The organism is Novosphingobium sp. KCTC 2891 (assembly GCF_025938155.1).
Classification (GTDB): domain Bacteria; phylum Pseudomonadota; class Alphaproteobacteria; order Sphingomonadales; family Sphingomonadaceae; genus Novosphingobium.
Map to the genome: position 1 here is coordinate 1 of NZ_JAPCZG010000021.1, position 26,102 is coordinate 26,102.

34 protein-coding genes are annotated in these 26,102 nt (G+C 63.5%); 11 read left to right on the forward strand and 23 right to left on the reverse strand.

Annotation, left to right across the window (positions count from 1 at the left end):
* Positions 1-352 precede the first annotated feature (352 nt).
* Positions 353-1,408: a DUF2493 domain-containing protein gene (locus OLX02_RS19600; protein WP_264425578.1), complete on the reverse strand. Its 1,056-nt coding sequence runs from the start codon at positions 1,406-1,408 to the stop codon at positions 353-355.
* Between the two features lie 380 nt (positions 1,409-1,788).
* A complete protein-coding gene (locus OLX02_RS19605; RefSeq protein WP_264425580.1) occupies positions 1,789-2,379 on the reverse strand; it encodes a hypothetical protein in 591 nt (196 codons plus the stop codon).
* A gap of 312 nt (positions 2,380-2,691) precedes the next feature.
* Between OLX02_RS19605 and OLX02_RS19610 the strand changes: the two genes are divergently transcribed.
* From OLX02_RS19610 to OLX02_RS19620, 3 genes are all read left to right on the forward strand, one after another.
* The gene (locus OLX02_RS19610; protein WP_264425582.1) at positions 2,692-2,961 is read left to right on the forward strand and encodes a PilW family protein; all 270 of its coding nucleotides are present in this window, start codon (positions 2,692-2,694) and stop codon (positions 2,959-2,961) included.
* A 181-nt stretch (positions 2,962-3,142) separates the two neighbouring features.
* Positions 3,143-3,763: a type IV toxin-antitoxin system AbiEi family antitoxin domain-containing protein gene (locus OLX02_RS19615; protein WP_264425583.1), complete on the forward strand. Its 621-nt coding sequence runs from the start codon at positions 3,143-3,145 to the stop codon at positions 3,761-3,763.
* A complete protein-coding gene (locus tag OLX02_RS19620; protein ID WP_264425585.1) occupies positions 3,756-4,622 on the forward strand; it encodes a nucleotidyl transferase AbiEii/AbiGii toxin family protein in 867 nt (288 codons plus the stop codon). The genes OLX02_RS19615 and OLX02_RS19620 overlap by 8 nt, the downstream gene beginning before the upstream one ends.
* An 82-nt stretch (positions 4,623-4,704) precedes the next feature.
* Here the strand turns inward: OLX02_RS19620 and OLX02_RS19625 are convergent, their stop codons facing one another.
* From OLX02_RS19625 to OLX02_RS19640, 4 genes are all read right to left on the reverse strand, one after another.
* Positions 4,705-5,208: a MucR family transcriptional regulator gene (locus tag OLX02_RS19625; protein ID WP_264425627.1), complete on the reverse strand. Its 504-nt coding sequence runs from the start codon at positions 5,206-5,208 to the stop codon at positions 4,705-4,707.
* A 117-nt stretch (positions 5,209-5,325) separates the two neighbouring features.
* Complete coding sequence (locus tag OLX02_RS19630; protein WP_264425587.1) at positions 5,326-5,883, reverse strand: hypothetical protein; 558 nt, start codon at positions 5,881-5,883, stop codon at positions 5,326-5,328.
* Positions 5,884-6,384: 501 nt separating this feature from the next.
* On the reverse strand, positions 6,385-6,720 hold the full coding sequence (locus OLX02_RS19635) for a single-stranded DNA-binding protein (protein ID WP_264425590.1): 336 nt from the start codon (positions 6,718-6,720) through the stop codon (positions 6,385-6,387).
* 477 nt (positions 6,721-7,197) lie between these two features.
* Positions 7,198-7,542, reverse strand: coding sequence for a thermonuclease family protein (locus tag OLX02_RS19640; RefSeq protein ID WP_264425591.1), 345 nt, complete (start codon positions 7,540-7,542; stop codon positions 7,198-7,200).
* A gap of 314 nt (positions 7,543-7,856) precedes the next feature.
* On the opposite strand from OLX02_RS19640, the gene OLX02_RS19645 reads away from it, so the two are divergent.
* A complete protein-coding gene (locus OLX02_RS19645; RefSeq protein WP_264425593.1) occupies positions 7,857-8,045 on the forward strand; it encodes a hypothetical protein in 189 nt (62 codons plus the stop codon).
* A gap of 22 nt (positions 8,046-8,067) precedes the next feature.
* Here the strand turns inward: OLX02_RS19645 and OLX02_RS19650 are convergent, their stop codons facing one another.
* The gene (locus tag OLX02_RS19650; RefSeq protein ID WP_264425629.1) at positions 8,068-8,757 is read right to left on the reverse strand and encodes a pentapeptide repeat-containing protein; all 690 of its coding nucleotides are present in this window, start codon (positions 8,755-8,757) and stop codon (positions 8,068-8,070) included.
* 133 nt (positions 8,758-8,890) lie between these two features.
* Complete coding sequence (locus OLX02_RS19655) at positions 8,891-9,751, reverse strand: DUF3800 domain-containing protein (protein ID WP_264425594.1); 861 nt, start codon at positions 9,749-9,751, stop codon at positions 8,891-8,893.
* 204 nt (positions 9,752-9,955) lie between these two features.
* Here OLX02_RS19655 and OLX02_RS19660 point away from each other — a divergent pair, with 204 nt between their 5' ends.
* Positions 9,956-11,188, forward strand: coding sequence for a DUF1173 domain-containing protein (locus OLX02_RS19660; protein ID WP_264425596.1), 1,233 nt, complete (start codon positions 9,956-9,958; stop codon positions 11,186-11,188).
* Between the two features lie 6 nt (positions 11,189-11,194).
* Here the strand turns inward: OLX02_RS19660 and OLX02_RS19665 are convergent, their stop codons facing one another.
* The 6 genes from OLX02_RS19665 to OLX02_RS19690 form a co-directional block, all read right to left on the reverse strand.
* On the reverse strand, positions 11,195-11,698 hold the full coding sequence (locus OLX02_RS19665) for a hypothetical protein (RefSeq protein WP_264425598.1): 504 nt from the start codon (positions 11,696-11,698) through the stop codon (positions 11,195-11,197).
* 88 nt (positions 11,699-11,786) lie between these two features.
* Positions 11,787-12,299: a hypothetical protein gene (locus OLX02_RS19670; RefSeq protein ID WP_264425600.1), complete on the reverse strand. Its 513-nt coding sequence runs from the start codon at positions 12,297-12,299 to the stop codon at positions 11,787-11,789.
* A gap of 45 nt (positions 12,300-12,344) precedes the next feature.
* Positions 12,345-12,836 carry a hypothetical protein gene (locus tag OLX02_RS19675; RefSeq protein WP_264425601.1) on the reverse strand — a complete coding sequence of 164 codons (492 nt, stop codon included), beginning with the start codon at positions 12,834-12,836 and terminating at the stop codon, positions 12,345-12,347.
* Entirely contained in the window at positions 12,833-13,174 is a 342-nt protein-coding gene (locus OLX02_RS19680) for a hypothetical protein (protein WP_264425603.1), read from the reverse strand. Before OLX02_RS19680 ends, OLX02_RS19675 begins: the two co-directional genes overlap by 4 nt.
* Positions 13,161-13,625, reverse strand: a complete 465-nt coding sequence (locus tag OLX02_RS19685) for a hypothetical protein (protein ID WP_264425605.1) — start codon at positions 13,623-13,625, stop codon at positions 13,161-13,163. Before OLX02_RS19685 ends, OLX02_RS19680 begins: the two co-directional genes overlap by 14 nt.
* Before the next feature lie 53 nt (positions 13,626-13,678).
* On the reverse strand, positions 13,679-14,299 hold the full coding sequence (locus tag OLX02_RS19690; protein ID WP_264425607.1) for an SOS response-associated peptidase: 621 nt from the start codon (positions 14,297-14,299) through the stop codon (positions 13,679-13,681).
* A 97-nt stretch (positions 14,300-14,396) separates the two neighbouring features.
* Between OLX02_RS19690 and OLX02_RS19695 the strand changes: the two genes are divergently transcribed.
* On the forward strand, positions 14,397-14,588 hold the full coding sequence (locus OLX02_RS19695) for a DUF6771 family protein (RefSeq protein ID WP_264425608.1): 192 nt from the start codon (positions 14,397-14,399) through the stop codon (positions 14,586-14,588).
* A gap of 11 nt (positions 14,589-14,599) precedes the next feature.
* Here OLX02_RS19695 and OLX02_RS19700 read toward each other — a convergent pair whose 3' ends face one another.
* Together OLX02_RS19700 and OLX02_RS19705 are read right to left on the reverse strand one after the other, a co-directional pair.
* Positions 14,600-14,956 carry a hypothetical protein gene (locus OLX02_RS19700; RefSeq protein ID WP_264425610.1) on the reverse strand — a complete coding sequence of 119 codons (357 nt, stop codon included), beginning with the start codon at positions 14,954-14,956 and terminating at the stop codon, positions 14,600-14,602.
* Positions 14,957-15,117: 161 nt separating this feature from the next.
* Entirely contained in the window at positions 15,118-15,651 is a 534-nt protein-coding gene (locus tag OLX02_RS19705) for a DUF736 domain-containing protein (protein WP_185685116.1), read from the reverse strand.
* Positions 15,652-15,935: 284 nt separating this feature from the next.
* On the opposite strand from OLX02_RS19705, the gene OLX02_RS19710 reads away from it, so the two are divergent.
* From OLX02_RS19710 to OLX02_RS19725, 4 genes are all read left to right on the forward strand, one after another.
* A complete protein-coding gene (locus OLX02_RS19710; RefSeq protein WP_264425613.1) occupies positions 15,936-16,688 on the forward strand; it encodes a hypothetical protein in 753 nt (250 codons plus the stop codon).
* A gap of 396 nt (positions 16,689-17,084) precedes the next feature.
* Entirely contained in the window at positions 17,085-18,611 is a 1,527-nt protein-coding gene (gene istA / locus OLX02_RS19715) for an IS21 family transposase (protein ID WP_264425631.1), read from the forward strand.
* Positions 18,601-19,380 (forward strand): IS21-like element helper ATPase IstB, encoded by a 780-nt coding sequence (gene istB, locus OLX02_RS19720; protein ID WP_264425633.1) that lies wholly within the window; start codon positions 18,601-18,603, stop codon positions 19,378-19,380. Before istA ends, istB begins: the two co-directional genes overlap by 11 nt.
* Entirely contained in the window at positions 19,340-19,795 is a 456-nt protein-coding gene (locus tag OLX02_RS19725) for an SbcC/MukB-like Walker B domain-containing protein (RefSeq protein WP_264425634.1), read from the forward strand. Before istB ends, OLX02_RS19725 begins: the two co-directional genes overlap by 41 nt.
* A 36-nt stretch (positions 19,796-19,831) precedes the next feature.
* On the opposite strand, the gene OLX02_RS19730 is transcribed toward OLX02_RS19725, so the two are convergent.
* The 3 genes from OLX02_RS19730 to OLX02_RS19740 form a co-directional block, all read right to left on the reverse strand.
* The gene (locus OLX02_RS19730) at positions 19,832-21,574 is read right to left on the reverse strand and encodes an ATP-binding protein (protein WP_264425615.1); all 1,743 of its coding nucleotides are present in this window, start codon (positions 21,572-21,574) and stop codon (positions 19,832-19,834) included.
* On the reverse strand, positions 21,571-22,608 hold the full coding sequence (locus tag OLX02_RS19735) for an SIR2 family protein (RefSeq protein ID WP_264425617.1): 1,038 nt from the start codon (positions 22,606-22,608) through the stop codon (positions 21,571-21,573). Before OLX02_RS19735 ends, OLX02_RS19730 begins: the two co-directional genes overlap by 4 nt.
* 515 nt (positions 22,609-23,123) lie before the next feature.
* Positions 23,124-23,531, reverse strand: a complete 408-nt coding sequence (locus tag OLX02_RS19740; RefSeq protein ID WP_264425619.1) for a DUF3768 domain-containing protein — start codon at positions 23,529-23,531, stop codon at positions 23,124-23,126.
* 107 nt (positions 23,532-23,638) lie between these two features.
* Here OLX02_RS19740 and OLX02_RS19745 point away from each other — a divergent pair, with 107 nt between their 5' ends.
* The gene (locus tag OLX02_RS19745) at positions 23,639-24,127 is read left to right on the forward strand and encodes a hypothetical protein (RefSeq protein WP_264425621.1); all 489 of its coding nucleotides are present in this window, start codon (positions 23,639-23,641) and stop codon (positions 24,125-24,127) included.
* Here the strand turns inward: OLX02_RS19745 and OLX02_RS19750 are convergent.
* From OLX02_RS19750 to OLX02_RS19765, 4 genes are all read right to left on the reverse strand, one after another.
* The gene (locus OLX02_RS19750; protein ID WP_264425623.1) at positions 24,121-24,354 is read right to left on the reverse strand and encodes a hypothetical protein; all 234 of its coding nucleotides are present in this window, start codon (positions 24,352-24,354) and stop codon (positions 24,121-24,123) included. The genes OLX02_RS19745 and OLX02_RS19750 overlap by 7 nt on opposite strands.
* A 24-nt stretch (positions 24,355-24,378) precedes the next feature.
* Positions 24,379-24,984 carry a DUF6927 domain-containing protein gene (locus OLX02_RS19755; RefSeq protein ID WP_264425624.1) on the reverse strand — a complete coding sequence of 202 codons (606 nt, stop codon included), beginning with the start codon at positions 24,982-24,984 and terminating at the stop codon, positions 24,379-24,381.
* A 10-nt stretch (positions 24,985-24,994) separates the two neighbouring features.
* Positions 24,995-25,651: a hypothetical protein gene (locus OLX02_RS19760; protein WP_264425626.1), complete on the reverse strand. Its 657-nt coding sequence runs from the start codon at positions 25,649-25,651 to the stop codon at positions 24,995-24,997.
* A gap of 103 nt (positions 25,652-25,754) precedes the next feature.
* Positions 25,755-26,039: a zincin-like metallopeptidase domain-containing protein gene (locus OLX02_RS19765; protein ID WP_413630395.1), complete on the reverse strand. Its 285-nt coding sequence runs from the start codon at positions 26,037-26,039 to the stop codon at positions 25,755-25,757.
* Positions 26,040-26,102 lie beyond the last annotated feature (63 nt).

Below are 26,102 nucleotides of genomic sequence, written 5' to 3' on the forward strand. Positions count from 1 at the left end.
TTGTCTCCCGTCCGATGCTGGGCCCGGTCACCATCGTGGGCCCGTATTTCATCCTACCGGGGGGCAACCACCTGACCAGCGCGTCCTGATCGCGTGGAAGCGCACCCCGCGATTACCCCATGTATTTAACCCTGTTGGGCAGCACACCCGGTGGTCCCAGGCACGGGTCTCGAGCGCCCGGCCGATGCGAAGCCTTCGCGTGCCCGCCAGCAGGCCGTCAGGCCATTACTGGCGGGGGCAAGAAGCGAGCGAGCCGGGCCATGACAGTTTGCGTCCCGATCGACAAAAAAGAAGGGCATCCGGCGGTAAGGCCGGACACCCTTCTGGTTGATGCAATCGGAGCAGTCCCTGCTCAGAATGGCGGGAGGTCATCGGCATTGACGGTGCCACAAGCCGTGCGCTTCATCGCAGGCCGCTCAGCTTGCGCTGCTACTTTGGTCCGCGCCGCCGGAGCCTCGTTCTGGACCGAAGCGTCGCGCACAATGTGCAGGGGAACGCGAGCTTCGCGCAGCCGGTCGGCAAGGTTCGCCTGGATGCCGCCACCGCTGCACACCACCGCCTCGACAGGCTTGAAGGCGAGCATGCGCGCGTTGCGCTGATAGGGCGCCGAAGGTCCCCGCGAGGTATCGGGCTTGCACAGGATCACTGGCACATTGTGGCGCGATGCCCAGGCCGCCGCGATCACGTCCGCGCCCTTGTTCTGGGCGGTCGTTGCCAGTGCCATCGACGGGACCCGGGCATGGATCGCATCGAGATAGTCTTCGACCAGCGCAATGTCTGTGAACTGCTGCCCGCCCGAGAACACCACGACCGGACCCGATGGGGCGAACTGCTCGCGCCGCTGCGCCTTCTGTGCCGCGAGATAGTCGCGCGCTTCGATCATCGAGGCATTGGTCTTGGACGACACCCTGGACCCACGTACCGGCGAGAAAGGCCGACCGGTTTCGACAAGGTAGATCCGCGCGGCATGGTCACGCATGCATTCCATCGCATCGCGGCATTCGGCGAGGCTGCGGGCCTGCATGGTCAGGTCTTCCAGATCGGTCGCGTAAACCTCGCTCGGATCGTATTCGCGCAGCTTCTCCTGGAGCCGGTTCGCCATCGCGTCCTCGCGGTCATCGAGGCGTTTGGCGACGACATGAAAGCTGTTGGCGATGCCCCAGGCGACTTCGCTCGCGAAGTCCTCCATCCGGGTGTCGCGGAACAGGTCGAAGACGGTCGCGAGCATCATCTCGATCGCCGCCTGCGCCACCTCGGGATCGGGCATTTCGACAGCGCTCGGCTCATGTTCGATCGAGAGCTTGGCCAGTTCGGTCTGCTCCATGAATGCTCGGGCGTAGTCGGGCGTGGCGATTTCGCGCGCATAGTGTTCGGCAAGGTCGGCGAAGTTCGAGAAACGGTCCGTCATGATAACCTCCAAAGCAACAAGTCTCTCATCACGCTGATGAAAGATGCCCATCGGAAGGACGCCGGAGTCAGGTGGTCAGGGACGGCGGCGCGCACGCGCTGCCGCCGCGAGTAGCGGGCGTGGGGGGAGCCGATTTTTGCTCGCAAGGCGCTAGCCGCAGCAGGCCAAAATCGGGGGGCACCCGCGATCCTTGACGGCCGCCAATCTCCCAGGCGTCATACTATGGCGATGCTGATTTCGCTCAGCCACCGAGATGAGAGAGAGATTACGGTTTTGCCCCCGAACCCCATCTGGGCGTTCGGGGTTAACCGCAAAACTCAGCTTCGACGAAAGCTTCGTTGATGGCGAGGGCGCCTGCAACCCGGCCCAGCGTCCTGCGGTCAGGCGGGTTGGAGAACGACATAATTGCCATCGTATCCGATACGGCGACGGATTCGGGCATTGACCGTCAAGGTGCGGCCGGTCGGGATCTGGGTCGAGCGTCCGCTGTTATAGGCTTTGTCGAAGTGCGAGGGTTCGACGGATTTGCCGAGCCTGGCAATCGCTTCGCTCGCCAGTGTGCGAACGCCGACGATTGGCGCGGGCTTGCCGGTCAGCGGCGAAAGCTCGGCCTTGGCATATAGACCATAGCCGATCTGTACCAGTCGGCCGGCCTCGACATGTTGGCGTAGCGCTCGCCCGACGGCGTCATAGCTGCCGAACGCGTCGAAATCGGAACGCAAGAACACGTTGCGCCGCGACCGCCGGACCCGCTGCATGATGAGGTCCGCGATTGAAGAGGCTGAACAGGTCGCCTGGCCGCCAGACCTGCGGTAACGCCCACGGCCGACGCGCACGAGCTTTCGGGTCTGGACGAGCTGCTTGAGCGCGCGTCCGACCGAATCATAGTCAGCCGCCAGCACAAGCGAGCCGCGATCGACGGTCACATTCTCCGGGATGGAGGCCAGAATCTGGTTTGCAAGGCTCGGCATCGTTCAACCAACATACGACGTTTACGGCCCTCCTGAAAGGGTGCTGAGGTAAAGAAATCAAGCAAAGGACGGACCCCTTGCCGGAGCAAGTCAGTCGGACTGTAGCCCGGTGCATCGCCCGGGCGCGGGACGGCGACGGAGCCGAAGGCAAGAGTGCCGGCGGCCTAATACCAGGGTACGCCGCACCCGCAGGAGCGCGACAGCAGGGCGCGCGGGACCGAGTGCGCCAACTTTGACGGGGCCGCTCAATCTGAGACAGCGAAACCGGACAGACTGCGAACTGTAGAGCTCGGTGTGGAAAAAGAATCAGTGATGGAATTTGACGACCAGATGCGGCGCTTCTTCGGGACCGATGATCTCGGTACCATTTCGCCCGAAGCGATGGCCAGCGGGATCGAGCGGATGCAGGTCGAGTTCGGGCTCGAGACCGACAAGGGCCGCAGGTTCGCGATGTGGTCATTGCTTTACATGTTGGGCTCGGCACCGACTCTCGACGTCGCCTTCACGGACGAGCACGATCGCGATGCAGCGCGCACATTCATGGACCTGCTCGACCAGGCGAATTCTGCCGACGGCGGCTGACATCTTCGCATGTAGGCCAGCTTTGCGGCGGGTTTACCCTGCAATTTGGGGATTCCCGATTTTGCAGGGTAAATGGGTCAAGCCGCAGCCAGCGACGGCTCTGAAATGGTCTCTGGCTTTCCGTGAAGCTTGGTGTTACAAAACCACCATCTAAATGGAATTTCATCATAGGTTTTGTAACATGACCGGGCAGGCGACAACGCAGCGCGAGCAGCTCCGCAGCCTTGCTGCGGGACATGCACTGCTCCGCGCGCAGGAACTCCGTCAGGCAGGTATTGCGGGCTCAACGATTCAGCGTGCGCTGCGGCACGGAGACCTCGTGCGTATTGGCCGGGGCCTCTACCAGGACCCCAGCGCCGAGATCGATGGAAATCTCACTTACGCGGAAGTGGCCAAACGCATTCCCAAAGGGACCATCGCTATGGTCTCGGCACTCGCGTTTCACGACCTGACAGACCAGATGCCACGTTCGACCTGGGTCGCCATCGGGCCCGGGGACTGGTCACCTGTTCCAGGATATCCGCCTGTACGGATCGTCCGCTTCGCGCGCAAATATCTGGGCGAGGGCATCGAACATCACCGGATCGCTGGCGTCGACGTGCCGGTCTATTCGGTGGCCAAGACACTGGCGGATCTGTTTCGCAATGGCCGTCTCGTCGATCGGTCCGTTGCGGTAGAAGGGCTGCGCGCGGCACTCGAACAGCGCAAGGCAACGCCTGCGCAAATTGCGGATGCAGCGCGGCAGGGTGGGGCATGGGGCACGATGCGGCCCTATCTCGAGGCGCTGACCTTCAATGGCTGACGCAATTCGGAACATCGCGGCCTCGGTCAAGCAACGCTTGCTCAATCTCGCGCGCGAGCAGGGCAAGAGCTTCGACATCCTGTTGGTTCGCTTTGCACTTGAACGGCTGCTGCTACGCCTATCACAGTCGCACTACCGCGAGCGATTCATCCTGAAAGGCGGGATGCTGGTCACACAGTGGCTCGATCACGATAACCGCGAGACCCGGGACATCGATTTTCTCGGCTTCGGCTCCGACGATCCTGGTGAAGTAAAGACGGTCTTCGCCGAGATTATGGCAATCGAAGTCCAAGACGGGCTGGTGTTCGACACCGTGAAGCTTTCGGCGAGCCCGATCCGCGAGGACATGGAATATGGCGGCATTCGCCTGCGAACTGCCGCCTATCTTGAGCGGACGCGCATACCGGTCGTCCTCGACATCGGCTTTGGCGATGCTCTGGCGAATGCCAGCCAAAGCATCGAGTATCCCTCGCTGCTCGACATGGAGCGGCCGCATATCCGCAGCTATCCACCGGCATCGGTCATCGCCGAGAAGTTTCAGGCGGTTGTCGCACTGGGGTTGGCAAATGGGCGGATGAAAGACTTCTACGACCTCTGGGCCGTTCCCAAGACCGTCGAGATCAATGCCGGTGATCTCGATGCGGCCATCGCAACAACGTTCGAGCGAAGAACTACACCTGTCCCGCAAGAGCGCCCGCCGGGATTGTCGGATGTCATGGCTCTGGACCCGATCGCGGCGCAGCGCTGGCGCGCCTATATCGGCTCACTGGAGCTGCCCGCGCTCGATTTCATGGAAGTGCTCGACGATATTTGGGGAGTGCTCGGATCAAGCTGCGAGCGGCTGCTGGCCCGGCAGTGACATCTCTACTTGGCGCGAAAATCCAAGATTGATAATAATCCTTATGTTAAATGAAATCAAGGACTTGGCGGAATTCTGCGGTTCAGCTGACGTTAGCTGAACCAAAGGCAACGCCGAGCTTCTTGCGTTTTGCCGGGGTCGCGGCCGCCTTGGGTGCAGCTTCCCGCGCAGCATTAGCCTCAGCCTTCGGGCTCTGGCCGGGCTTGCGGCCAAGGCCGATCCTGACCGCGAGCTCTTTGCGCTTGGCGGCATAGTCGGGCGCGACCATCGGGTAGTCACCGGGCAGGCTCCAGCGCGTGCGGTACTCGGCGGGCGTCAGCCCGTGCTCAGTGCCGAGATGGCGCTTGAGCATCTTCATCTTCTCGCCGCATTCAAGACAGGTGACCGCATCGGGCTTGACCGAGGCGCGCACCGAGACGGCAGGCTTCAGCTCTGCCACCGCCGGTTCCGGCGCCTGTCCAAGCGCGGCAAGCGAAGCGTAGACCGCCTGGATCAGGCCCGGCAGGTCCGCGGCCGCGACCGCATTGTTGCTGACATGGGCAGACACGATATCCGCGACATGATCCAGCAGTGCTTCGTTTTCCATGCGGGCGAGACCCTTTTCAATCCTCGGTCGCGGGTGTCCTAGGCGATCGGTTGCCACCACGCCAGAGGAGCGTCGACGCAGCGCGCGCGAGGCGTCGCTTGCCACTCGACAAAGGGTTCAGGCCGCGAAGAGTTCGCCTTGGTGATTGGCAGCGCCCGGACCCTGACGCCGCAGCGCCGCGGGCTTGCGCAGCAGCGCAAGCACAGCCGGCTTGATCACATAGACCGCATGGCGTCCGCCGCCGCGGTTCTTGTGGTTGGTGGCGTAGCCCGCATAGTGCCGGCTCATCAGCCCGGCGCGGACCAGATCGGAAATCGCGCGGCTGACATTGGCGCGGCCAACCGCCTGGACCTGCTCCTCGACCGCGGCCTCGATGCGTGCCGCATCGCGAACAGCGTCACCGGTCAGTTCGTCCTTCAGCGCAGCGGCCACGCGCGCGCGCAGGGCGGCGCGCCGGGCGGGTTGTTCGCTCATCGGCAAGAGCTGGGAGCAGAGCCATTCACGCAGGAGCATGGGCAAGCCGCCTTGCGCCACGAAGGGCCCGGCTTGCCCTCGCTCGTCGGCAATCTCGGCGACGAGCTGGAGGACGAGGAAGGCGTAGCGCGGCCGGTTCGAGGCTTCGACCAGGACCGCGTAGATCCCACCGACGCCAGTGATTTCTTGGGCTCGTTCCATCGATCAGTATTGAGCACAAAAGGTGAATCCTGTGAATCCCCTTTGTGCCCTGCCCTGTCGTTTGTCGCCCGTGACACTTCGGCTGGAGCCCCTACTTGATTTGCGTGACCGAGGGTGCTGCTCCTGCCCCGCGACTACTTTGGCCAGTATGCAAGCATGCTCGATGACCCGCCCTCGCGCATGTCACGCGCGCAGCGCAACATGACACTCCATCCGAGGGCAAAGTGTCACAGATGCCATGCCCAAATGGGCAAGCCGCCGATCCGGCAGGTAAAAAAATAGGGCCAGCTTGCGCCGGCCCCTTGGAAAGTTTTGGGAGAGGATGCCTGAAAGGCACTCCCCATATGGGTCGGACGCCTTCATGCTGCAAGTGCGAAACAGACGCCGCGCATTGCCTTTTTCGCAACCGGTATTTCGCCCGTCGCAGCGACTACATGAGTGATGGGGGCCGGCCCTGTGGCCCTAGTGGGAGGCGGCGCTGCCGCCTCCCGGGCTCGGGCGTCAGAGGAAGAGGACTTCCTCGGCGACGATCTCGACCGCGTAGCGTTCGACGCCGTCGCGGTCGGTCCACTTCGAGTAGTGGAGGCGGCCCTGCACCTCGACCAGGTCGCCCTTCTTCTTGTGCTTGGCGACCGAGGTGCCGAGGCCGTTGAAAGCAGTGACGCGGTGGAATTCAGCGAGGGTCTCGGTGTAGCCGGCCTCGTTCTTGACCGTCTTGCCATCGACCAGCTTGGGGCGATCGGTAACGAGGGTGAACGAAGTGATCGCGGTCTCGCCGGCGTGGCGGGTTTCGGGAGCGGCAGCGATGCGGCCGATCAGGATGACGAGGTTCTTCATGGGGTATCTCCGTGGCTTGAACTCGGCGGAACCGCCCGCCGATGAACACCACAGGCAGGGCCAAAGGCCCGGGCCCGCACCGAACTCATGTGAGGGAAACCCAAAAGCGAGGAGTGGTGCGGCAAGCCCGAAGGGCTTCACGGTCCGCTGCTTTTGGGTTGCGGCCAGGGACTGGCCCTGCAGGGTTCATCGGCAAACGAAGGGCGGTTTCGTCAGGTCAGGCCCAGCGGATCCCCGCAAAGATCAGACCCGTCAGCCTCGGCCATTTCGACAGGGCCTGCTCCTACCCGTCAGCGCCCGCGGCAGCGGGCATTGCCTGCCTCGGCCCCCGCTCCCTACTGGTCAGTGCCGCACGGTCACACGGGGCCGCACCAAGGCCCTCTCCGTCCAGCGCCATGCGCCACGGCAAGAGGCTTGGTCAGATGCGCAAGTTGGCGCCCGCAGGCGAGCGAGGCTCGCCTCTTTCGATAGGGCCGCTCAGCGCCAGCGCCTCGCGAGGCCTTGCGCGACCAGATAGTCGCCGGCGTCCACGCCGTTCACCGAGACCGTGGCGAGCGTCCGCCCATAGGGGTCGGTGCCGAGCCGCGTTATCGTCACGCGTCCACGCGACAACAGCCGCGCAAGGGCAATCCGCGAGGCTTCGCCCGCGGCAAAATCACACCAGGCATAGGACCGCCGCCGGTCCTGGCATTTGGGGCTGTCAGGCAATTCGGGTGCATCGATGTTGGCGATGCGGACCCGCTCGCGGCCGCAGCGGATCGTGTCGCCGTCGTGAACCGAAGGCGACATGCAAAGGGCGGCGGCAGCGAGAACGATCGGCATGGCCCGAAGCCTAGCGCCCTCGCCCGCCCGCGCCAACCAGCCTCACCACTTCCTCCACTGGCCCCGATCGTCACCCGCAGGGCCGGCATCCATGCCGGCGAGCTTGGGTGGGCGGCGGTGCGACAGCGCCGACGCTCCGCCCTAGCGAGTAGAGCGGGTCGCCGCGGGGCCCGCGCGGGGCGCGGGCTCCGGGGTGCCCCTTTGCCTCTCTACCTCGCCAAACCCCACCAAAACCGGTATGCTCGTCCCTCCAGCTTAACTTGTCCGGCCCCGCTGCCGCAGGCAGAGCCGCCCAAGGGAAAGGATCCCGGCCCATGGCTGAACCACAGCAAATGCCAAGCGCGTTGCAGGTGGCGCGCGCAATGGCGCAGGTCCTGCGCACGAAGCTTGCCGTGTTCGGTGCTGAAGAGATCATGCTCACGCGCGAGGAAGCCGCGCTGTGCCTCGGCCTTGCCGAAGGCCTAAACGAACACCTGGACGAGGACGAGCGCGCCGCGGACTGAGACAAGCGGTCCCGCCCTGCGGCTACCGGACGTTGAGCCCCAGTTCGACCAGCAATTGCCCGGCCTGCTCGCGCGAGATCGTCGCCCCTCGAAACAGCCCGGCATCGACCAGGCGCAGCCCGCCAAGGTCGGCGCCGCGCAAGTCAGAGCCTTCGAAGCGCGATCCCGCCACCATCGCTTCGCGCAAGGAACAGTCCTCTAACACCGTCATGCGGAAATCGCCCTTGCGCAGATCGGCACCGGACAGATCGACCCGGCGCAGGCTCTCCTTGCGGAACGAGAATCCGGGCAGCTTTGCCGAGACCAGCAGGACTTCCTCGAAGTGGATGTGCATGGCGCGCGCCTCGGTGAAATCGGCGCCGGTGAGCTTGGAGCCGGTGAACCGGGTCGAGGTCAGGGTGGCCCGGCGCATCGCGCAATTGTTCCAGTCGCCGCCGACGAACTCGGCTTCGCTGAGGTTCGCGCCCGAGAAATTGGCGAACGGTCCCCGGCAGCCTTGCCAGACCGTACGTTCAAGCTTTGCCCCCGCAAGATCGCTGCGCCGCAGGTTGCAGCGTTCGAAGCGCCAGCGGGTGAGGTCGAGCCCGGAGAGGTCGGCCTCGTCGAGGTCGCAGTCGATGAGTGTACGCGGCCCCTTGCCGATCAGGCGCTCGATGTCGCTGCGCGCTAGCGTTGCGCCGGCGATGGGCTGCGAAGCGAAGAGGTCATCCATCACGCGCCCGGTCGCCACGCGCCAGCTCGGGCGGGTTGGCACAATGTTCCCGTTGTCAATTGGCCGGGAGTGCGCATATAGGGAACACAAGTGGACTGGGGGTTCCCGGTCGGCGTCATAGCCTCGGTGAGTTTCATCGGGGCTTTTCGCTTATTTGGGGCGGGAAAACCTTGAGCCCCCAGTTTTCATAGCCGCTGCCAACATTCTCGCGCCCGCCGTCGCAATAGAACTTGCGGGTCAGGACCTCGAATGCGCGATTGTCCTGGCTCGGCCGCAACACACTCATGCCGATTGGCCTCGCCACCAGGTCTGCGAGCTGGAGCCCGGACGAGTTCGCCTTCTTGTCGGCAAGGACAATCTCGAAAGGCAGGGGCGCCCCCAGCTTGTTCTCGCCGTCGCAGATCCTGCGGAACTCCAGTTCGAGGTCCTTGTCCTCCTTCTTGCCGCGGCACTCGAAGACCACGTGGGTCTTCTTGGCGTCCTGGTTCTTCTCGATGAGGAACTCGTAGAGCGTCTCAAGGCAGAACCCGAGGGCGAGATGATAGGGGTTGTCGCGTTCGACATCGCGCGCGCCGAGCCGGTGCTTGTCGATCACGCAGCTGATCAGGATGAAGTTCGACTTGTCGATGATACCGCTGAGGCCATCGATGAAACCCAGCTTCTCGGCTTCGTTAGCGAACTTGAAGGGGCCGGTTTCCTTGCGGATTTCTCGCTCGTGCAGGATCACGATATCGTGGCCGAAGTGGTTGAACTTGAACTTCTCGAGCGCCGGGACGACCTTCTCGCTGTAGTGCTTCTTGTAGAAGACGCAGAATGCGAGGACGAACAGCGGGTAGTTGGGATCGACGGTCTGCATGCCGTGATCCCCGCTCTCATCGACGTAGACGATGAAGTTGCTGAAGCGCCCCGTGGGCGTGGTCGCGCTCTTGCGGTCCTCGACCACCGGGTCGAGATCCAGATCGAACAAGGAAAATTGCTGGTCGGACGCCGTCATCGCGCCGTGATGCCAGCGTGGAACTCGCAAGCCAAGCCGAAGCGGGGTTTTCCACACACCACCCCCGGACACAGCAGACCTTGCCGCACTCGCACCGCCGGCATAGACTGGCCCAGCGTGCCCATCCGGGGCCGCGTCAGACGAAGGAGATGCGCGAGAGGTCGAACGGGCAGCGTCGATCGCGAGAAATTGGAGCAGACCCCAATGATCCAGCGATACCGTGTGCTCGGCCGCAGCGTGGCCGAAGGCGAAGAACTTCAGCACGTGCTGCGCGAGGCCTACGAGCGCAAAGTCCCTGTTACTTGCGAATGCCGCAAGGGCACCGAACTCCCCCTCTACATTTCGCACCGGCAGAATGGCTACGTGCTCGCGCGTTGGCCGGGCTCGGGCGCGCGCCATGCGACCGCCTGCGATCACTACGAGGCACCGGACTATCTGACCGGCATGGGCCAGGTGCGTGGGAGCGCCGTACTCGACGATGAGACGAGCGGCGAGACCAGCCTGAAGCTCGGTTTCCCGCTCTCGCGCGGGGCCGCCCGGCTCGCGCCCGCGGCGCTCACCAACGACAAGCCGACGGTGAAATCGTCGGGTCAGAAGCTGTCGATGCGCGGGCTGCTGCATGTCCTGTGGGACCGGGCGGAGCTCACACACTGGCATCCCAAGATGGCGGGCAAGCGGACATGGTTCGTGGTGCGCCGCGCGCTGCTCGAGGCGGCGGCAAGCTGCCGGACCAAGCAGGAAGCCCTGCCCCACGTGCTGTTCGTGCCCGAAAGCTTCAAGGTCGAGGAAAAGGAGGAGATCCGGGCCCGCCGCCGCGCGGCGCTTGCCCGGGTCTATGCCTCGCGAGACGAGATGATGTTAGTCGTGGGCGAGATCAAGGAAATCGTTGCCGCGCACGGCGCGGAAAGAATCGTCCTGCGTCATGTCGGCGACATGCCCTTCGTGATGGACCAGGACATGGCGCGCCGGTTCCACAAGCGGTTCGCGGGCGAACTCGCGCTGTGGCAGGCGCAGGATGGCCCGAACGGCAAGAGCGGCCATCTGGTTCTCGCCGGCTCGTTCTCGCGGCGGCGCGAGGGGACATTCGACCTGATCGAGGTCGCGCTGATGCCGGTAACGGGAGAATGGCTGCCCTACGAGACCAGCGACGAGCGCTACCTTGTCGGCAAGGCGGTGGCGGAGAAGCGGCGGTTCGTGAAGGGCCTGCGCGTCAATCTCGACACCGACACGCCGATCGCGAGCCTGGTGCTCAAGGACACCGGCGAGGAAGCGAGCGCTATCCACATCCATGACCGCGACAACGAGGTGGCGGAACCCTTGGAAGCGCTGCTCGCCGGGCAAGGCGTCTCGCATCTGCTGTGGAAGGAAGGCGAGCCGCTCCCGGCCCGCGTCAGCCGGCCGCCGCGGCGCAGCTGGGACGCGCAGCAGGCCGCCTGAGCGGGTTCAGTCGTCCGATCGGGCCAGCGGTTTGGTCGGCAGCAGGTCGAGACGCCGGGGCGTATCGCCGATTGCCCGCAAGGCTTCGAGCCGCGCCGCGACCTCGTCCTCGTGCTGAGTGATCTCAATGCGGTTCATTCCGACGATCGTCCAGACCGCAAGGTCAGGCCGCTCGGTCACGTGGACGGAGTAGGCAATCGGCAGCTTGTCGGGGTAGAGCCAGAGCAGCAGCACCGGCAGCGCGGCGAGATTGGGTTGGCCATCGATCGCGGCGAGGATCAGCACGCCAGCCTCGCGGTCATACCGGCAGGTGATCCCGAGCGGCTGCGGGTGCCCGGCAAGGCCGAGGATCGTCTCGCGTGGCCGAGCACCGAAGATCGCGTCGAGTTCGGCCGGGGGTTCGGCCTCGGCGTTCTCGGCGATGTCGGCGAGGAACAGCTCGACTGCGTCAAAGCGCGCGGCTTCCTCGCGAGTGCAGACAAGTTCGAGCGTGAGCGTGATCGAGGACATGGCTGGGACTTTCGTGTTGCCGCGCGCGCCCCGCGTCCCGTTGCCAAGGCAAGGGATAGAACGGCGGACAGGCGCGGAATTGAACGGATCAGAGGACGAGGTGGCGCTCGACGTGAGCGCGTTCGCGCTCGCGCTGGAGGTTGAAGACGGGGACGCCGTGGCTGGCGGCGATCCGCAGCGCCTGGCCGGTGCCGCCCGAGGCCTCGCCGTCGGCGGTCCAGCACAACACGAATTCCGCTGGGCTATCGAGCGAGCAGCCCAAGACCTGGAACACGTTGCGGGTGTGGAGCGCCTGGACGAAGGCCGAGACCCCGGCAAAGGCCGGATGGTGCGCGGCGGCGATAGTGCGCGCCCTGCCCCAGAGCTCGTCTCCGAACGTATCGGGATGGAACGCGCTTGCCGAACCGCGCCAACCCGCCGCCGGCAGGAAGATCTGCGCATCACGGCCGGCCCCACGCTCGAACGCGCTGTCGGCGCCGATCGCGTGGCCCGAGCGCAGGACATAGCCGCGCTTGGTGAGCGCGAAGGCGGCACGCGTCATCAGGCTGAGGATCTCGGGCGGCGTCGCGCGCGCACCGATCCCGGCATAGAAGCGAGGCATGGGCTTGGACTCCCTTTAGGAACGCCCAGCTCCAGCCCCCTCCCCTTACCCGGTGTCGGCGGCAGCGACCGTGGCAGGACCGTAGGCGGCGAGCAGGTTGCGGTGGAGCACCGCGTTCTCAGCGGGGAAAAAGCTGCCGTCGGCGCCCGGCCGGGTGATCTGGAGCGCGGCAGCGACCACGTCGCGGAATGGGCGCATGACGGCGCGCGAGCCCTCGTAGGTCACCGGCTGCGGAAATCCCGCCGCGATCCAGGTGGCGGGTTCAACAATATCGTCGAGCCAGCCTTGCGCGTCTTCGGGCAAGGCCATCTCCGCCGAAACAAGCCACAAAGTCCGGTATGTCCCGAAATCATGGGCATTGGCGACGAGGGCAAAACCGAGCGGCAAGGGCGGCTCGCCGTTGAGGGCGATGATCGCGGCCTTGTAGGCGAGCAGTTCGAGGGTGTTGACCGCGGCAAAGTCCGCACATTGCCCCAGCTGCGCGCAGGGCTCATCGGCCGGACCAGCGCCGAGTTCGTAGATCCGGTGCCGGGTCATGGCACGGCCTCCCCCGGTTCGTCGGGATACCAGGCGAGTTCCATCGCGTCCGGATGGGCGACCTCGAACTCGGCGATGCGCGCATGGGTGATGAGGCCCGCGCGATCCTTGAGCCCGACATAGCCGCCGTAGAAGCGGCCGCCCGCATGTACGAACTGGGCGTGGACGTCGTCGCTCACCGCCTCGGTGACGAAAAAGCCCGGCACGCCCGCGATGTGCGCCGGCGGCAGGACGCCAAGCATCTCGTCGAAGAAGGCCTCGCTCACCCGCGATAGCGGGAAGCGGGCGAGCACGGCTTCGCGCGGAACGGGCAGCAGGGCCCCATCAGCTACGGTCATCGCTCGCACCTCCGGTCACCACGAAGGCCGGGATGGTCAGCTCGGCGCGGGCCATCTCGCGTTTGAGATCGCGCAGCCGCGTGAAGCTGTTGATCCACGACGGCGGGAAGAGGACGTATTCGTCTTCGCTCGCCGTGTAGTCGCGCATCGGGCCTTGCCCGTCGAACAGGATGATCTCGGGGAGATAGGCGCCGAGGCAGCCTCCGGACCAGCGGCGGAACGGCAGGCCGTGCGCGGCGCAGAAGGCGTCGATCTCGGGGATCTGCCCACCATTGAGCTCGGTTCCGTAAAGCTCGAGCGGCTCTCCGTCGGGCAGCACAGCGGGATCGAACGGTTCGCCATCCCACTCGGTGCGCAGGTCATAGTCGGCAGCGTGCGCGGCAAAGGCTTCGAGATGTTCGCGCGGCAGTGCGCCGCCGATGGTGATGTGAACGGGGGCTCGGTCGCCCATGGGCTTGGGTCCTTTCGCTTGGGTCTGATCCGACCGCCGAAGCCCCCCTCCCCTCAGCCTGACGTCGCCGCGGGCCTTCCTGCACCCCAGCGCTCGGCTGTGCGATCGACCGCGAGTTCACTGGAACAGGTCTGGCACAGCGCGAAGGCTTCGGCGGGCGTGCCCGCGAGCCACTGCTCCCAGTTTTCTCGGGCGAGAACGACGGGCATGCGGTCGTGTATGTCAGCCATCTGCGCGCAGCCATCCACCATGACCATCGAATAGGCCGCGCCCCACTCCTCGGTCGATCGCCACAGCCCGGCGACGGCAAAGACTTCTTCGCCCGCCAGCGAGTACCAGGTCCGGGTCATCTGGCCCTTGATGCCCTCGGCCTCGGCCCAGGCGGTGACCGGGATCAGGCAGCGCCGGCGCTCGAAGCTTGGGCGCCAGAATGCAGTGCCGAGCTTGTCCTCGCGCGCGTTGTTGACGGGCTTGGGCTTCAGCGGCTGACCGTTCTTGCCCTTCAGGATCAGCGGGAAACCCCATGTCATCACCCGCGTTTCGCCCTCGGCAACGACGAGGCCGGGATAGCCGGGGTAGACCTCGGCGGCGAAGTTCGCGCCCGCGCCACCGCGCGCGCCGAACAACCGGGCGATTTCCGCTGGGGCCTTGGTCATACGGTACAAGTTGCACATGCCCCGATGCTCGGCGGACCGCCCTCCCCTGTCAATCGGGACGGGAAGCGACACCGGCCATCTTGCAATTGTGTTCCCTCTATGTTCTCTTGCCGGTATGGAACGAATCGATACGTCTGCTGTCGCGCATGCGATCCTGGACGCCCCGGGCTGGGCGCGGGTCGGCATCACGGCCCCAAGCTCCTGTATTCGCGAGGATGCCGCGCTCGAACTTGCGCGCGCGATCGCCGATGCGGTCGATGCGCCGGTCAGTGCTCCGTCACCGGAACAGTCCGCCCTGCCGCTCTGAAGCGCGCCAGCTCAGCCTACCGGGCCGGCCAGCAGCGCCTCGATCTGCGGGTCGAGCGGAAATCCGAAACGCCTGGCGATCTCGGCGGCGTGTTCGAAGTCGGCCGCGCTGACGTGGAGCGAGTGGGCGAGATCCGCGAGCGTCTCACCCTCGCGCGGCGCGGACAGGGCATGGAGATTTCCATGCGCCTGCGTCACGGCGAACGGCCAGGTCATGGCGACGCCGATCACCTCCTCGGCAAGCACGACCAGCGTGTCGCCGGTGTGGATGGCCTCGTCGCACTGGACCGCGTCGTAGGCATTGCCGGTGCTGGCAAAGGCGTGGTGGCGCCGGGCGGTGAAGGCGAAGCGTTCACTGTCAGTGAGCATTTTGGTTCTCCGGATATCCCCATGCAAATGAAGAGGCGGAACGCCGGGCGGGGGGCAGTGCCGGCGTTCCGCCTCAGGCCGCGCGGGGGGCTCATCCGCGGCCTTGCACGGGGACGGGGACCCGCTTGGGGTCCCCGTCGGTTGGAGTTGGGACAAGCCGATCAGGCGTCGACGAGCGGCGGCAGCGCGCCATCGTGTTCGGCGCCGTCCTTGGCACCCGCCCGGCCGCGCTTGGCGGGCGGGGTCGCGGTGCTGTCGCCCAGACCGTCGTCGTTGCGCCCGTCGCCGGCCTGTTCCTCGCGGCGATCGCCGCCGGCATCGTCAGCCGGGAACATGTCGCTCTCGCCGTATTCGGCGGTGCCGAGGCGGTTGTCACGACGGCGCGGACGCTGCCAGGCCACCGCCATCGTGCCATCCTCGCGCGGGAAAGCGGCGATGTAGAGCGGCTGCGCCATCGACGGGTCGTCGATTTTGCCCTGGTAGAAGCTCTCGCCGGTCGAGTTCGAGGAGAGTTCGAAGAGCGCGCCGACGATCACCCAGCGGCGCTGGTCGTTGAGCGCGACGATCTCGTAGCGGGGCGCGCGCGGGTTGCTCGAGGTCACCGGCCGCAGGCCGATGGTACGGGTGATGGTGAGCGTTTCGACAGAGCCGATCAGCTGGCCGTTGGCGTTCTTGCGGATTTCACCGATGTTCATGGACGTTCTCCTAGGTGGATCGATTGCGACCGAACCCCTTGTTCGATCACTCTCTTCCCACCCCCCTTCCCTCCCGGCCGTCAGGCCGAAGCTGCGGGCACTGCCCGCAGGAGGTTGCCTGTCCCGTGATGCGCGGTGCTTGCGGAAAGCGAAGACGGCACCTGGATGCTCAAGCTTGCGGTCTTTCCCGCCACTCTTCATTTTTGGGGACGGTTCAGCGCTAGCCGGACTCCTTGCAGCGCAGCCAGTGCAAATGCTTTGGTAGATCAAGACCAACGTCGGGCATGATGCGGTTGACGACTGCAACTGGGGTTCGCAGGATCGGTCAGTCGCAAAGTTATCAAACACGCGGATTGGAATTGAATATGGCGGTAAATGAGGCTGCAAGACTGGGATCTGCAATCAAAGATGCGGCTCTCGCTTCGCAATCCGTTCTCGTCGAAGCAACAGTTCAGACACGCGACGACGGATACTGCCCGGCGGTAATCTTGAGTTCCGAAGACGCGCTCAGAGTGATCAGCACCCATGCACCGCGGATCATCTACCTTGTTGAGCGCGTTTTCGACCTTGCCGGTGAGATCGAAGCTGCGCGGGATGAGCTTGACGACATTGGTGTCGAACGCTCGCCTGATCATTTGAAGGCAACTCAGCGTAGGTTTGCCGCCTGCGACGGGCAAATTGGTGCAACGATCGCAAGTTTCATGATTGATGGGGTGCTCCATACAGCGGTCTCCACCGCGTCTTGGCACGACGAATTCGGTGACGCCGTAGAGGCGATTCTCGAAAATGCCCGCGAAAGCGCCAGTGCTGGCCAGATCTCAAAGAATTTGGAAAACGCAAAGGCGATCGAACGCATGGCGTTCGTCCTGGTAAAGCACCCGTCCTTCAATCATGGACGCGTCTCGTTCGATAAACGCATGGCGTTGGCCGAAATACTCTTTCAGGATTGTGACCCACACACGCTTTCAGAAATTACGCGACGGGCGGAGAACCTGTTCTGGCTGGAGCAATCAGGCGTCAAACTTGATGGCACCTGACCAGGGAAGAGCTTTGCCCCTATTCACCTCCGGGACCTGGGGAGTTTGTCGAGAATCGCACGCAGAGCAGAAGGGTTATCACATTTAGCGCGCCATGAGCTGATAAAGAGGCGTGCACGTGTCTCGTCAGGATAGGCTTTCCTGGCGGCTTCTTCGAGTTGGTGTTGATACTCTAGGACAGCGTCAGCCGCCGCCCGCCGAGCATTCCTCTCTCGGATTGCCGTTCGAAGGAAGGAAAATGCCTGGGCCAGGTTGCCATCAGTTTCGCTCGCCCATTCTATGATTGTTGATTTCCACTGAGAGCTGACCCGGGAGGCGCATAATTTCCACTGAGAAGTGACCCATGTTCTGACCTTCCCCCTGGCTGCCTGGTCGGGGGACACTGGAGTGATCGACATGGCTTTATTGAGCGTTATCCGGCGCTGGCATTTTCGTGATGAGATGCCGATCCGGGAGATCGAGCGACGCACAGGTTTGTCGCGCAACACGATCCGCAAGTACCTTCGTGCCGGGACAGTTGAACCCAAGTTCAAGGTTCCCGAGCGGCCGAGCAAGCTTGATCCATTTGCCGAGAAGCTGTCGGGTTGGCTGCGGGCCGAGGGCTCCAAGTCGCGCAAACAGCGGCGCACGGCCAAGCAGATGCACGCCGACCTCATGGTGCTGGGCTACGCCGGATCGTATGGCCGTGTGTCGGCCTTCGTCAGGGCGTGGAAGGCCGAGCGGCAACGCGAAGCGCAGACCAGCGGGCGCGGTACGTTCGTACCGCTGGTGTTTGCGGCAGGCGAAGCGTTCCAGTTCGACTGGAGCGAGGACTGGGCAATGCTGGGCGGCCGGCAGACCAAGCTGCAAGTGGCGCATACCAAGCTCTCGCACAGCCTTGCCTTCGCCGTTCGGGCCTATCCGCTACAGACCCACGAGATGCTGTTCGACGCGCTGACCCAGGCGTTCCGCGTGCTGGGCGGCGTGCCGCGGCGGGGGATCTTCGACAACATGCGCACGGCGGTCGACCGGATCGGTACGGGCAAGGCCCGGCAGGTCAACGCACGGTTCGCGGCGATGGCGAGCCATTATCTGTTCGAGCCCGAGTTCTGCAACCCGGCTTCGGGTTGGGAGAAGGGACAGGTCGAGAAGAACGTCCAGGATGCCCGGCGGCGGCTGTGGCAACCCATGCCCAGCTTCCCCGACCTCGACGCGCTCAACGCCTGGCTTGAAGCGCAGTGCATCGCGCAATGGGCGCAGATCGAACATGGCATGCAGCCTGGCACCGTCGCCGATGTCCGAGCCGCCGAGGAGGCCAGTCTGATGCCGCTAGGCCGGCCGTTCGACGGCTTCGTCGAACATACCAAGCGGGTATCACCCACCTGTCTCGTGAGCTTCGAACGCACGCGCTACAGCGTGCCGGCATCGTTCGCCAACCGCCCGGTCAGCTTGCGGATTTATCCAGATCGGATCGTGATCGCCGCCGAGGGTCAGATCCTGTGCGAGCACAGCCGGATCATCGATCGATCCCATCACACCTGCGGGCGAACGATCTATGACTGGCGGCATTATCTGGCGGTGATCCAGCGCAAGCCCGGAGCCTTGCGCAATGGTGCACCGTTCGCCGAGATGCCCGATGCGTTCCGGCAGCTTCAAAGCCAGCTCCTGCGCCGCCCTGGCGGAGACAGGGAGATGGCCGAGATCCTGGCGCTCGTGCTGCAGCATGACGAGCAAGCCGTGCTGTGCGCGGTCGAACTAGCGTTAGAGGGCGGCGTTGCCACCAAGACCCATGTCCTCAATGTCCTGCATCGCCTGATCGACGGCAAGGCTCCTCCGGCGTCCCCGATTGATGCACCGCAGGCGCTGCGCCTGGCACAGGAACCGCTCGCTAATGTCGGACGCTACGATGCCCTTCGCGATGGAGGGCTGCGCCATGCGTCATGATCCTGCCAGTGCCGCCGTGGTGGTCATGCTCAAGGCGCTCAAGATGTACGGCATGGCCCAGGCCGTCAGCGATCTCATCGAGCAAGGCGCGCCCGCGTTCGACGCGGCCGTGCCGATCGTGTCCCAGCTCCTCAAGGCCGAGATGGCCGAACGGGAAGTCCGGTCGATCGCCTACCAGATCAAGGCTGCCCGGTTCCCCGCTTACAAGGACCTGGCAGGGTTCGACTTTGCTTCCAGCGAGGTCAACGAAGCCATGGTCCGCCAGCTTCACCGCGGCGAGTTCATCGACGGCGCCGACAATGTCGTGCTGATCGGCGGTCCGGGAACCGGCAAGAGCCATATCGCAACAGCGCTCGGTGTTCAGGCGGCTGAGCATCACCGCAAAAAAGTGCGGTTCTTCGCCACTGTCGATCTGGTCAATGCGCTCGAGCAGGAAAAGGCCGCGAACAAGGCGGGCCAGCTTGCCGATCGTCTGCTGCGCCTCGATCTCATCATCCTCGATGAGCTGGGATATCTGCCGTTCAGCCCCTCAGGCGGTGCGCTGCTGTTCCATCTGCTGAGCAAACTCTACGAGCGTACCAGCGTCGTCATCACCACCAATCTCAGCTTCAGCGAATGGGCCGAGGTGTTCGGCGATGCCAAGATGACCACTGCGCTGCTCGATCGGCTCACGCACCATTGCCACATCCTGGAAACCGGCAACGACAGCTTCCGGTTCAGGGCCAGCGCTGGAGCGCCCAAAACGCGAAAGGAAAAAGCCACCACTTGACCCATCCCCGCACCGCGGGGCACCATATCCACCCGGGTCACTTCTCGATGAAAATCCCGGGTCAACTCTCAGCGGAAATCAACACGGTCGGGCACGTGAGATCATAACACTATCGGGCGGCGAAACATTCATTGCGGCCCTGTCGTTGGCTCTTGGACTTTCTGACATCGTGGAGATGACCAATGGGGCCATCAGTCTGGATACGATTTTCATCGATGAAGGCTTTGGCAGCCTCGACACCGAGAACGACGCCGGCACGCTCGATCAGGTTCTTCAGGTACTCCAGAATATCGTGGGCGAGCGTCGCGCCGTGGGCCTGATTTCGCATGTGCCATTGGTTCAGCAGGCGGTCCCCAACGGCTTCACCGTGCGGAAAGGTGTGAATGGCAGTCAGATTGAGGTGCGCTTGCACTGACGTCGGGTATCCCGGAAATATCACTTTCTGAACGCATCAATTTGACCTCGCTTGGCTGCGCAGGCACTCCACCGCCGCTTCAAGCAGCTTCTCGTCGGGCTGTAATATCCCCCATTCCTTCCAAAAGTCTCGTGTAGCGCTGTCCGGCTTTACTTGCGGCTGATCGAGCTTGATCCGCGTGGGGAGTAAGACTGCATCGCCGAGCAAAAGGGCTTCGCCTGTATCGAGCAACGGGAGCATTGCCGTTAAACCAACGAGAGAATCCGGCATAAGCCGCTTGATGACGTTCTGATCGCTGTCGTTCGTCAGCCTGAGGGCAAGGAAGTTGTTGCATTGGGAGAGGATTGTTCGGCTGACGTCGGAAGGGCGTTGGCTCACCACGAGCAAGGAGAATCCGTACTTTCGACCTTCCTTGGCGATGCGCTCAAAAGACCACAACGCCTGCCGCTGCACGGCGTCGGCATCGTCCTTCACCGGCAGATAGAGGTGTGCCTCGTCGCACAGCAGCGTGATCGGTGTGCGCGATTCCGCATTCATCCAGAATTGGACGTCGTATAGCAGGCGGGCAAGCGTGCCGGTAACGACTGGGAGGACGTCTGCGGGAACCTCGGAAAAGTCGATGATTTTGATGCCATTGCCGGAGTCCGCCCGAAGCAGTTTCACGATCTGCTTCGCGAGCCATCCATAATCGAGCGCCTCATCGGGCGGCGAGAACATAAACCCGTACCGGCGATCATCGAGCTTCGCTTCCAGACGGGAGAGGAAGCGGGTGAGCTTGTCTTCCCATTCTCCTTTGACGGGCCCTGTTTTACCGACACCCTTTGTGGTGTTGTCCGTCTTCAGGCGTGCAACCAGATCTTTGACAGCATAGGGGATAGGTGAATCGACCGTAAAGGTCTCTTTGACCTTGGCTTTCCCGGACGCATCCAGAGTTGCACCCTTAAGATCGCGTACGTGAAGAGTGAAACGAGACGCCTGATTTGGGGCATTCTGGTCGCTGCGATCCAAAATCATCGACAGCATCTCGTCACGGTTGAGCAGCCAATAAGGCAAGAACAACACGTCGTCTTTGGGATCGGCGAGGTCACCAGGGCCGGCGATGCGGAAGCGCTGAGCGAAGCCGCCTTTACTCTTGTCTGCAAGCGGCTCGTATTCCCCATGCATGTCGAAAACGACAATATTAGGGTACTTTAGCTTGGCGGCCCGTTCGAGGATGAGTGCAACCGCCCAGCTTTTACCTGAGCCAGTGCTACCGAGGATTGCAGCGTGGCGCTGAAAGAAGCGATCGCCGCTCGCGATCGCTTCAGCGCTCCGATCGGCGACAAATGTTCCAAGCTTCAAGCGTTCATCGTCGGAGAAGCCTGCACCTAAGATGCCCATGAACCGCTGAAGGTTGCTGCCTTCGATGACGAAACAATCTCGATCGATCTGCGGAAAACTGTCTGCGCCACGCTTGAAGGTGTCAGTCTTGTCACCATCGACAGTTCGGTATGTGCCAATGACGAATGCCTGCATGTGATCGGCGGGTGAGACGGTTAGAGCGGCGAAGTCGCCCCCGTCAGGATCAGGCAACTCTTCCCTGAGTGACCGTGTGACGCGGTCAGTCATTCCGATCAGAAATTCCGCCTGTGTCGTACCTTTGATGGCTATGAGTTGACCAATCCCCACGCGAGTTAGCATTTCGGAATTGGTGACATCGATGGCCACCCGACTGGTGTCGACACCAGCCACCCGGCCGATCTGATCATTATCCGTAAACGCAAGCGCCGGGCCGGTCATGTCGATAGAACTCCCTTCACAAATCCGTCGAGGTCCCAGTAGTCGATACCTGGGTAGAATATCTCCGCTCCTTCAATTATGAAGCGGGTTCCTTTGATGCTAATTTCCTGGTTGAATTCTGCCGCAATTACATTCTTGTTTTCGATCGCCAATTCCCGCGCTTTGGGGGAAAGCGCATATGTCAAGATTACGGTTTTCACGCCTGATTTGATGCGCGGCGTGAGGTGGGTTTCAAGGTGATCATCGTTGAAGCCGTAGCCGATGATGAGGAAGCGGTGCGCCTTGTCGATGGCATCGTTCCCTTTTTCGCGATGCTTGTCGAACGGGCTCTCATAACCACTGCGAAACTTGTTCAACCCGGGCGTGATGATCAGTCGCGGCAAGGGCAATGTGCCTGCGTAGCGAACAGGATTACCCTCGCGATGGTACCAGTCCAGACTGCCGTGGGGTTTAAACACATTGGCTTTTGGGGCGAATTTATATCGCACGCTCTTGCGGACCAATTGCACGTGCCGACAAAAGCTCCAGTAGCTCTCCTCGGGATCAAGCCGAGCAGCGAAATGGCCGCAAAACATGGTATCGACGCCAAGTCCGGCTTCCTCGCAGGCAAGCTCCGCGAGACGATCATAGTTCGTTGTCACAATTGGAATGCCGGTGCCTGGCTTCAGCAGATGAGGAATGAGCTTGGTGAGGCGAAGCGTCCTCGTGTTGTTGAAGACTTCTGCGATAATGTTCGCCTCGGACGCTGCGATGAAGTCGCCAGTGCTCTGTACGATGGCAGCTTCAAGCGATGGTGTTGGAGCATGCTTCAGCAGCGCGGCTTCCAAGCCTTCGGATTCGATTAAGGGGTAGATGTCTTCCCAAAGCGTCGTGTCTTCCGGAGACAGACTTGCCGGTATGTGGGTCACAAGATGGTGCCCGAGCGCACCCATGCCGGGCACGCCCTCTGCGCAAGACAGTCCGGAGCCGACTACAAGAACGAGTCCATCGCCCAGGTGCTCTTGAAGCAGTTTCTTTAATGAACCTAATTCCACGGGCCCCCGCTCTTGTCACAGCGCCATCGCCAGACGGAATACATTGTCCCGCTGGGGGCAAGCTAGCGCGCTAAGCACAATATGCCAATGCACTGACTTGCCTCAGAAACATAATGGACAAGAGGTCATCCAAATCCAATTCCGCCGTCGCGAAGTCAGTTCACGCATTTGCATTGCCTGTCGGCTAGCGTTCTCTCGCTTCGAGCAACTTCGAAATAAACCGGCTCAGCCGCCGAGAAGGGATCCTGTTGGGAGCGCGCTGGTCCTCCGCAAGCCGCCTAGCTAGCTCCGTCGAAAGCTCGGCGTACGGCGCGGCCGCAGCCAGGAGTTCCTGTACCGTGGCTATCTGGTTCGGCTGTCCCCCTTGCCAGTATCGCACTTCTGGATCGCGGCCAGCATCTGCAACGCCGAACACCATCACGAAAAACGTACCGAGCCCCGGATCCCACCCAACGGCTACCTCGAAAATGTCCGAATGCTGAGGCAGCGGCTTCAAAGAATACCGACTCATCGGCTCACCAGTCGCTCGCCAGCATGACCGTGACCACGCGGAAGCTTTGCTGCGCGTCCCACGGTGTTTCGGACCCCCAGGAGAACGTCCCGTCGTTGGCGTAGACATCGATCTTCCAGAAGATCTTGTGCCCCTGAAACTCGACCGCGCCGAAGTCGCGCTCGCCGTGAGGGTCGTTCCCCGGCTTGATCGGGGTCTCGTTGATGAGCCTGCGCAGCGCCGCCTGGCCCGTCATCAGACTGGCTTGGCGGGCGCCGAGGTCCTCGGCGTCGCCGGCAAGAATGTCAGCCAGCGCCCGGGTGAACACGGTGCGCGAGGTTGGCAGTGAGCCTACGCGGGCGGCGTCGTTGAGACGGGCGATCTCGGTAGTGTGGTCGGCAGTGACCGGCGTGGATTGTGCAAGCGTGGTCATGGTTCTTCCTTTCAAGATTGATCCCCCGCCGAGTGCCCCCTCCCCTCCGTTGTCCTGTTGACGGGGTCTGAGCGTTCACGCTACGTTCTTTCGGAAAGGATCTCGCCATGCCTGCTCCGACCCACCTCGACCATTTCGATCTCGACATCGGCCTGCGCGATGCGTCGTGCGACGAGAACCTGCCGCCGGTGCGCCGGGCGATCGCGGCGCTGTGCATCGGGGTCGGCGTGGACGACGCCTATCTGTCGGTCCGGGAACTGCGCGAGGCAGTGTCGCTGGTGCACGAGAACGCCCCCGGCGGACGGGCGAAGCTCGCCGGAATCCTCAGCACACAGTGCGACGACTTCCAGCGGGCGATCTATTACTGCCTGGCCGGGCGCGGCGTGGTCGAAATGGCCGAGGCGATGGATTGGCTACTGACGATCCTCAAGGCGCGAGGCCGAACCGCCGCCTGGCTCAGCCGACTGCGGGTGCGGCGCAAGGATCTCGTTTCACCCTATGTCAGCGAAGCGCCCGATGGACCGGTGGTCTCGGCCAGCCCGGATTTCGAGCTTGGGCAATCGTGGTTCGTCGAGCGCGGACCAGACCCTTACTGATCATCCGGGTCATCGTCATTGCAGGTGACGACCCGTGAGACGGTGCGCCCGGGCGTTGCCCTGCTCGCCAGCACCACGCGGAACGGCTGCAGAGGATTGCCGGTCTTGACCACGGCAGTGTCGCCCTGGACGTGTTCGGCGACCCGGGTGGCGATCCGGTTGGCGTTCTCGATGCTGCACAGGCGCGCCCGTTTTGACGAGCGCTGAGGCGGTGCGGGGTCAGTCATGGCGCTACTCGCTTGGGTGCCGGGTCACGAGGTTGACGGAGCTGCAGGCGGCGGCACGATCGTCCAGGCCCGGCTCATCAGCTTGCTGATCTTCACCCCTACCCCGTCGCTGACCCGGCGCAGGGTGGTCTTGCGGCCCGACTGGACCACGCGGAAGCTGCGCTCGCTCTGCCCGTCGGTGAAGGTCAGCGGCTCGGCCAGCACCAGCATGTCGCCCGGTGCCGGCTTGCGCCGCGTGGTCAGAGCGAGGCGTTGGCGGCAATGTTCGCGCCACTGCGCGGCGTATTCGTTGCCGGGTGGCCCGAGCAGATCGAGGATCGAGGCCGGGCAGTCGTAGCTATACGGACCCATCGTTTCGCTCATGTCCTTGTAACCGAACTCTTCGCCGCTGCGCGCGCCGGGGTTCCATTTGACGAGGCAGATGATCGCGAATGTCTCGCACGGGCCTTCGAGGTCATAGCTCTGGCAGGCGGCGTAGTAGGCGCCCGAACGGACGGTCGACTTGAGGACACGCAGGCCCGTCGCCCGGCCCTTCTCAGGGTCGGGCGGATAGGTGCACTGGTTGTCGAGATAGGCCTTCGGCGTGGCAAACGGGGCCATGCCGCCGCGGGACATGAACAACCATCCCATGGTGGTTCTCCTAGACGAGCGCCTGCTGGCGCGGATTGATGGAAAGGCCGGTCTCGCGGACGACGAGCGCGCGGAAACTCTGCGGTGCGGCGAGGACCGCGATGTCGCAGAAGTGATTGCTCATCCCGAGATAGTCCTGGCGGCCCTTGCAGCGGCGGAACATGACCTCGCGGCCCGGACGAACGCAGGGGATCGAGACCTGAACGTAGATTTCGTCGCCGTGAAGCGTGATCTCGCCCGAGACCGCAGGCCCCGCAAAGTTGCTGCGCAGGTCGAACTGGTCGGGCTCGAGACCGAGATGGCGCGCCGCCACCCGCAGCGCCGAACGCGCTTCGCGGTGGAAGGCGCGCTTGGCTTCGGGATCGTAACCGATGCCGCGGCGGGCCAGCGCGACGAGCGCGGGCTTGGATTTCAGCTCATCGATCTTGGCGAGGCACTGCCGGCGCAGCGGCAGGTCTTCTGCGAAGGTCTCATCCGGCGCGTGGCCGAGCGCGATGCGGCCAACATGACGCGCGAGCAGGATGGTCGCAGGATCGCGGGCCGGGTCAATCCCGGCGTTGCGCGCATCCTGCATCGCATCGACCACGGCCTGGGTGGCGGTGGCAATGGTCGCGAGCGCGTCGGGCTGGAGGGCACGGCGGTAGCGGAAGTCGAGGTCATAGTTCATCGGTGAGGTCTCCCTTTGCGCCCCCTGGCGCACCGGGCTCCCACCCCCTCCCCTTCCCGCTCGCTCTGCGAGAGGCCCCCGTGCCCCGGCTTCCCGGCCGCCGTCAGGCCGCCTCCTTGAGTTCGTCCGGCAGGGTCGAACCGAGCGCCGGATCGAACTGGCGCAGCCACTTCACCGCCTGCTCGGCCTTGGCCGCCGCGTGGAGGATCGCGGTCTTGTCGCCGCGCAGGATCTTCATCCAGTGGTGGATGTATGAGGCGTGGCTGTCGTGGAGTTCGTTGGGGAGGCCGTATTCGGCGCAGAGGGTGGCCTGGCAGAGCGAAGCGATATATCCTGACAGTCCAGCGCTAATGTGAATTCCAGCGCCATTTTTGCGAACCTGTTTCACGCCGCCATCTCCTCGGCCTGAGGCTGCTGGGCATGCATCCAGTCGGCTGCGGCCTGGGCCTTG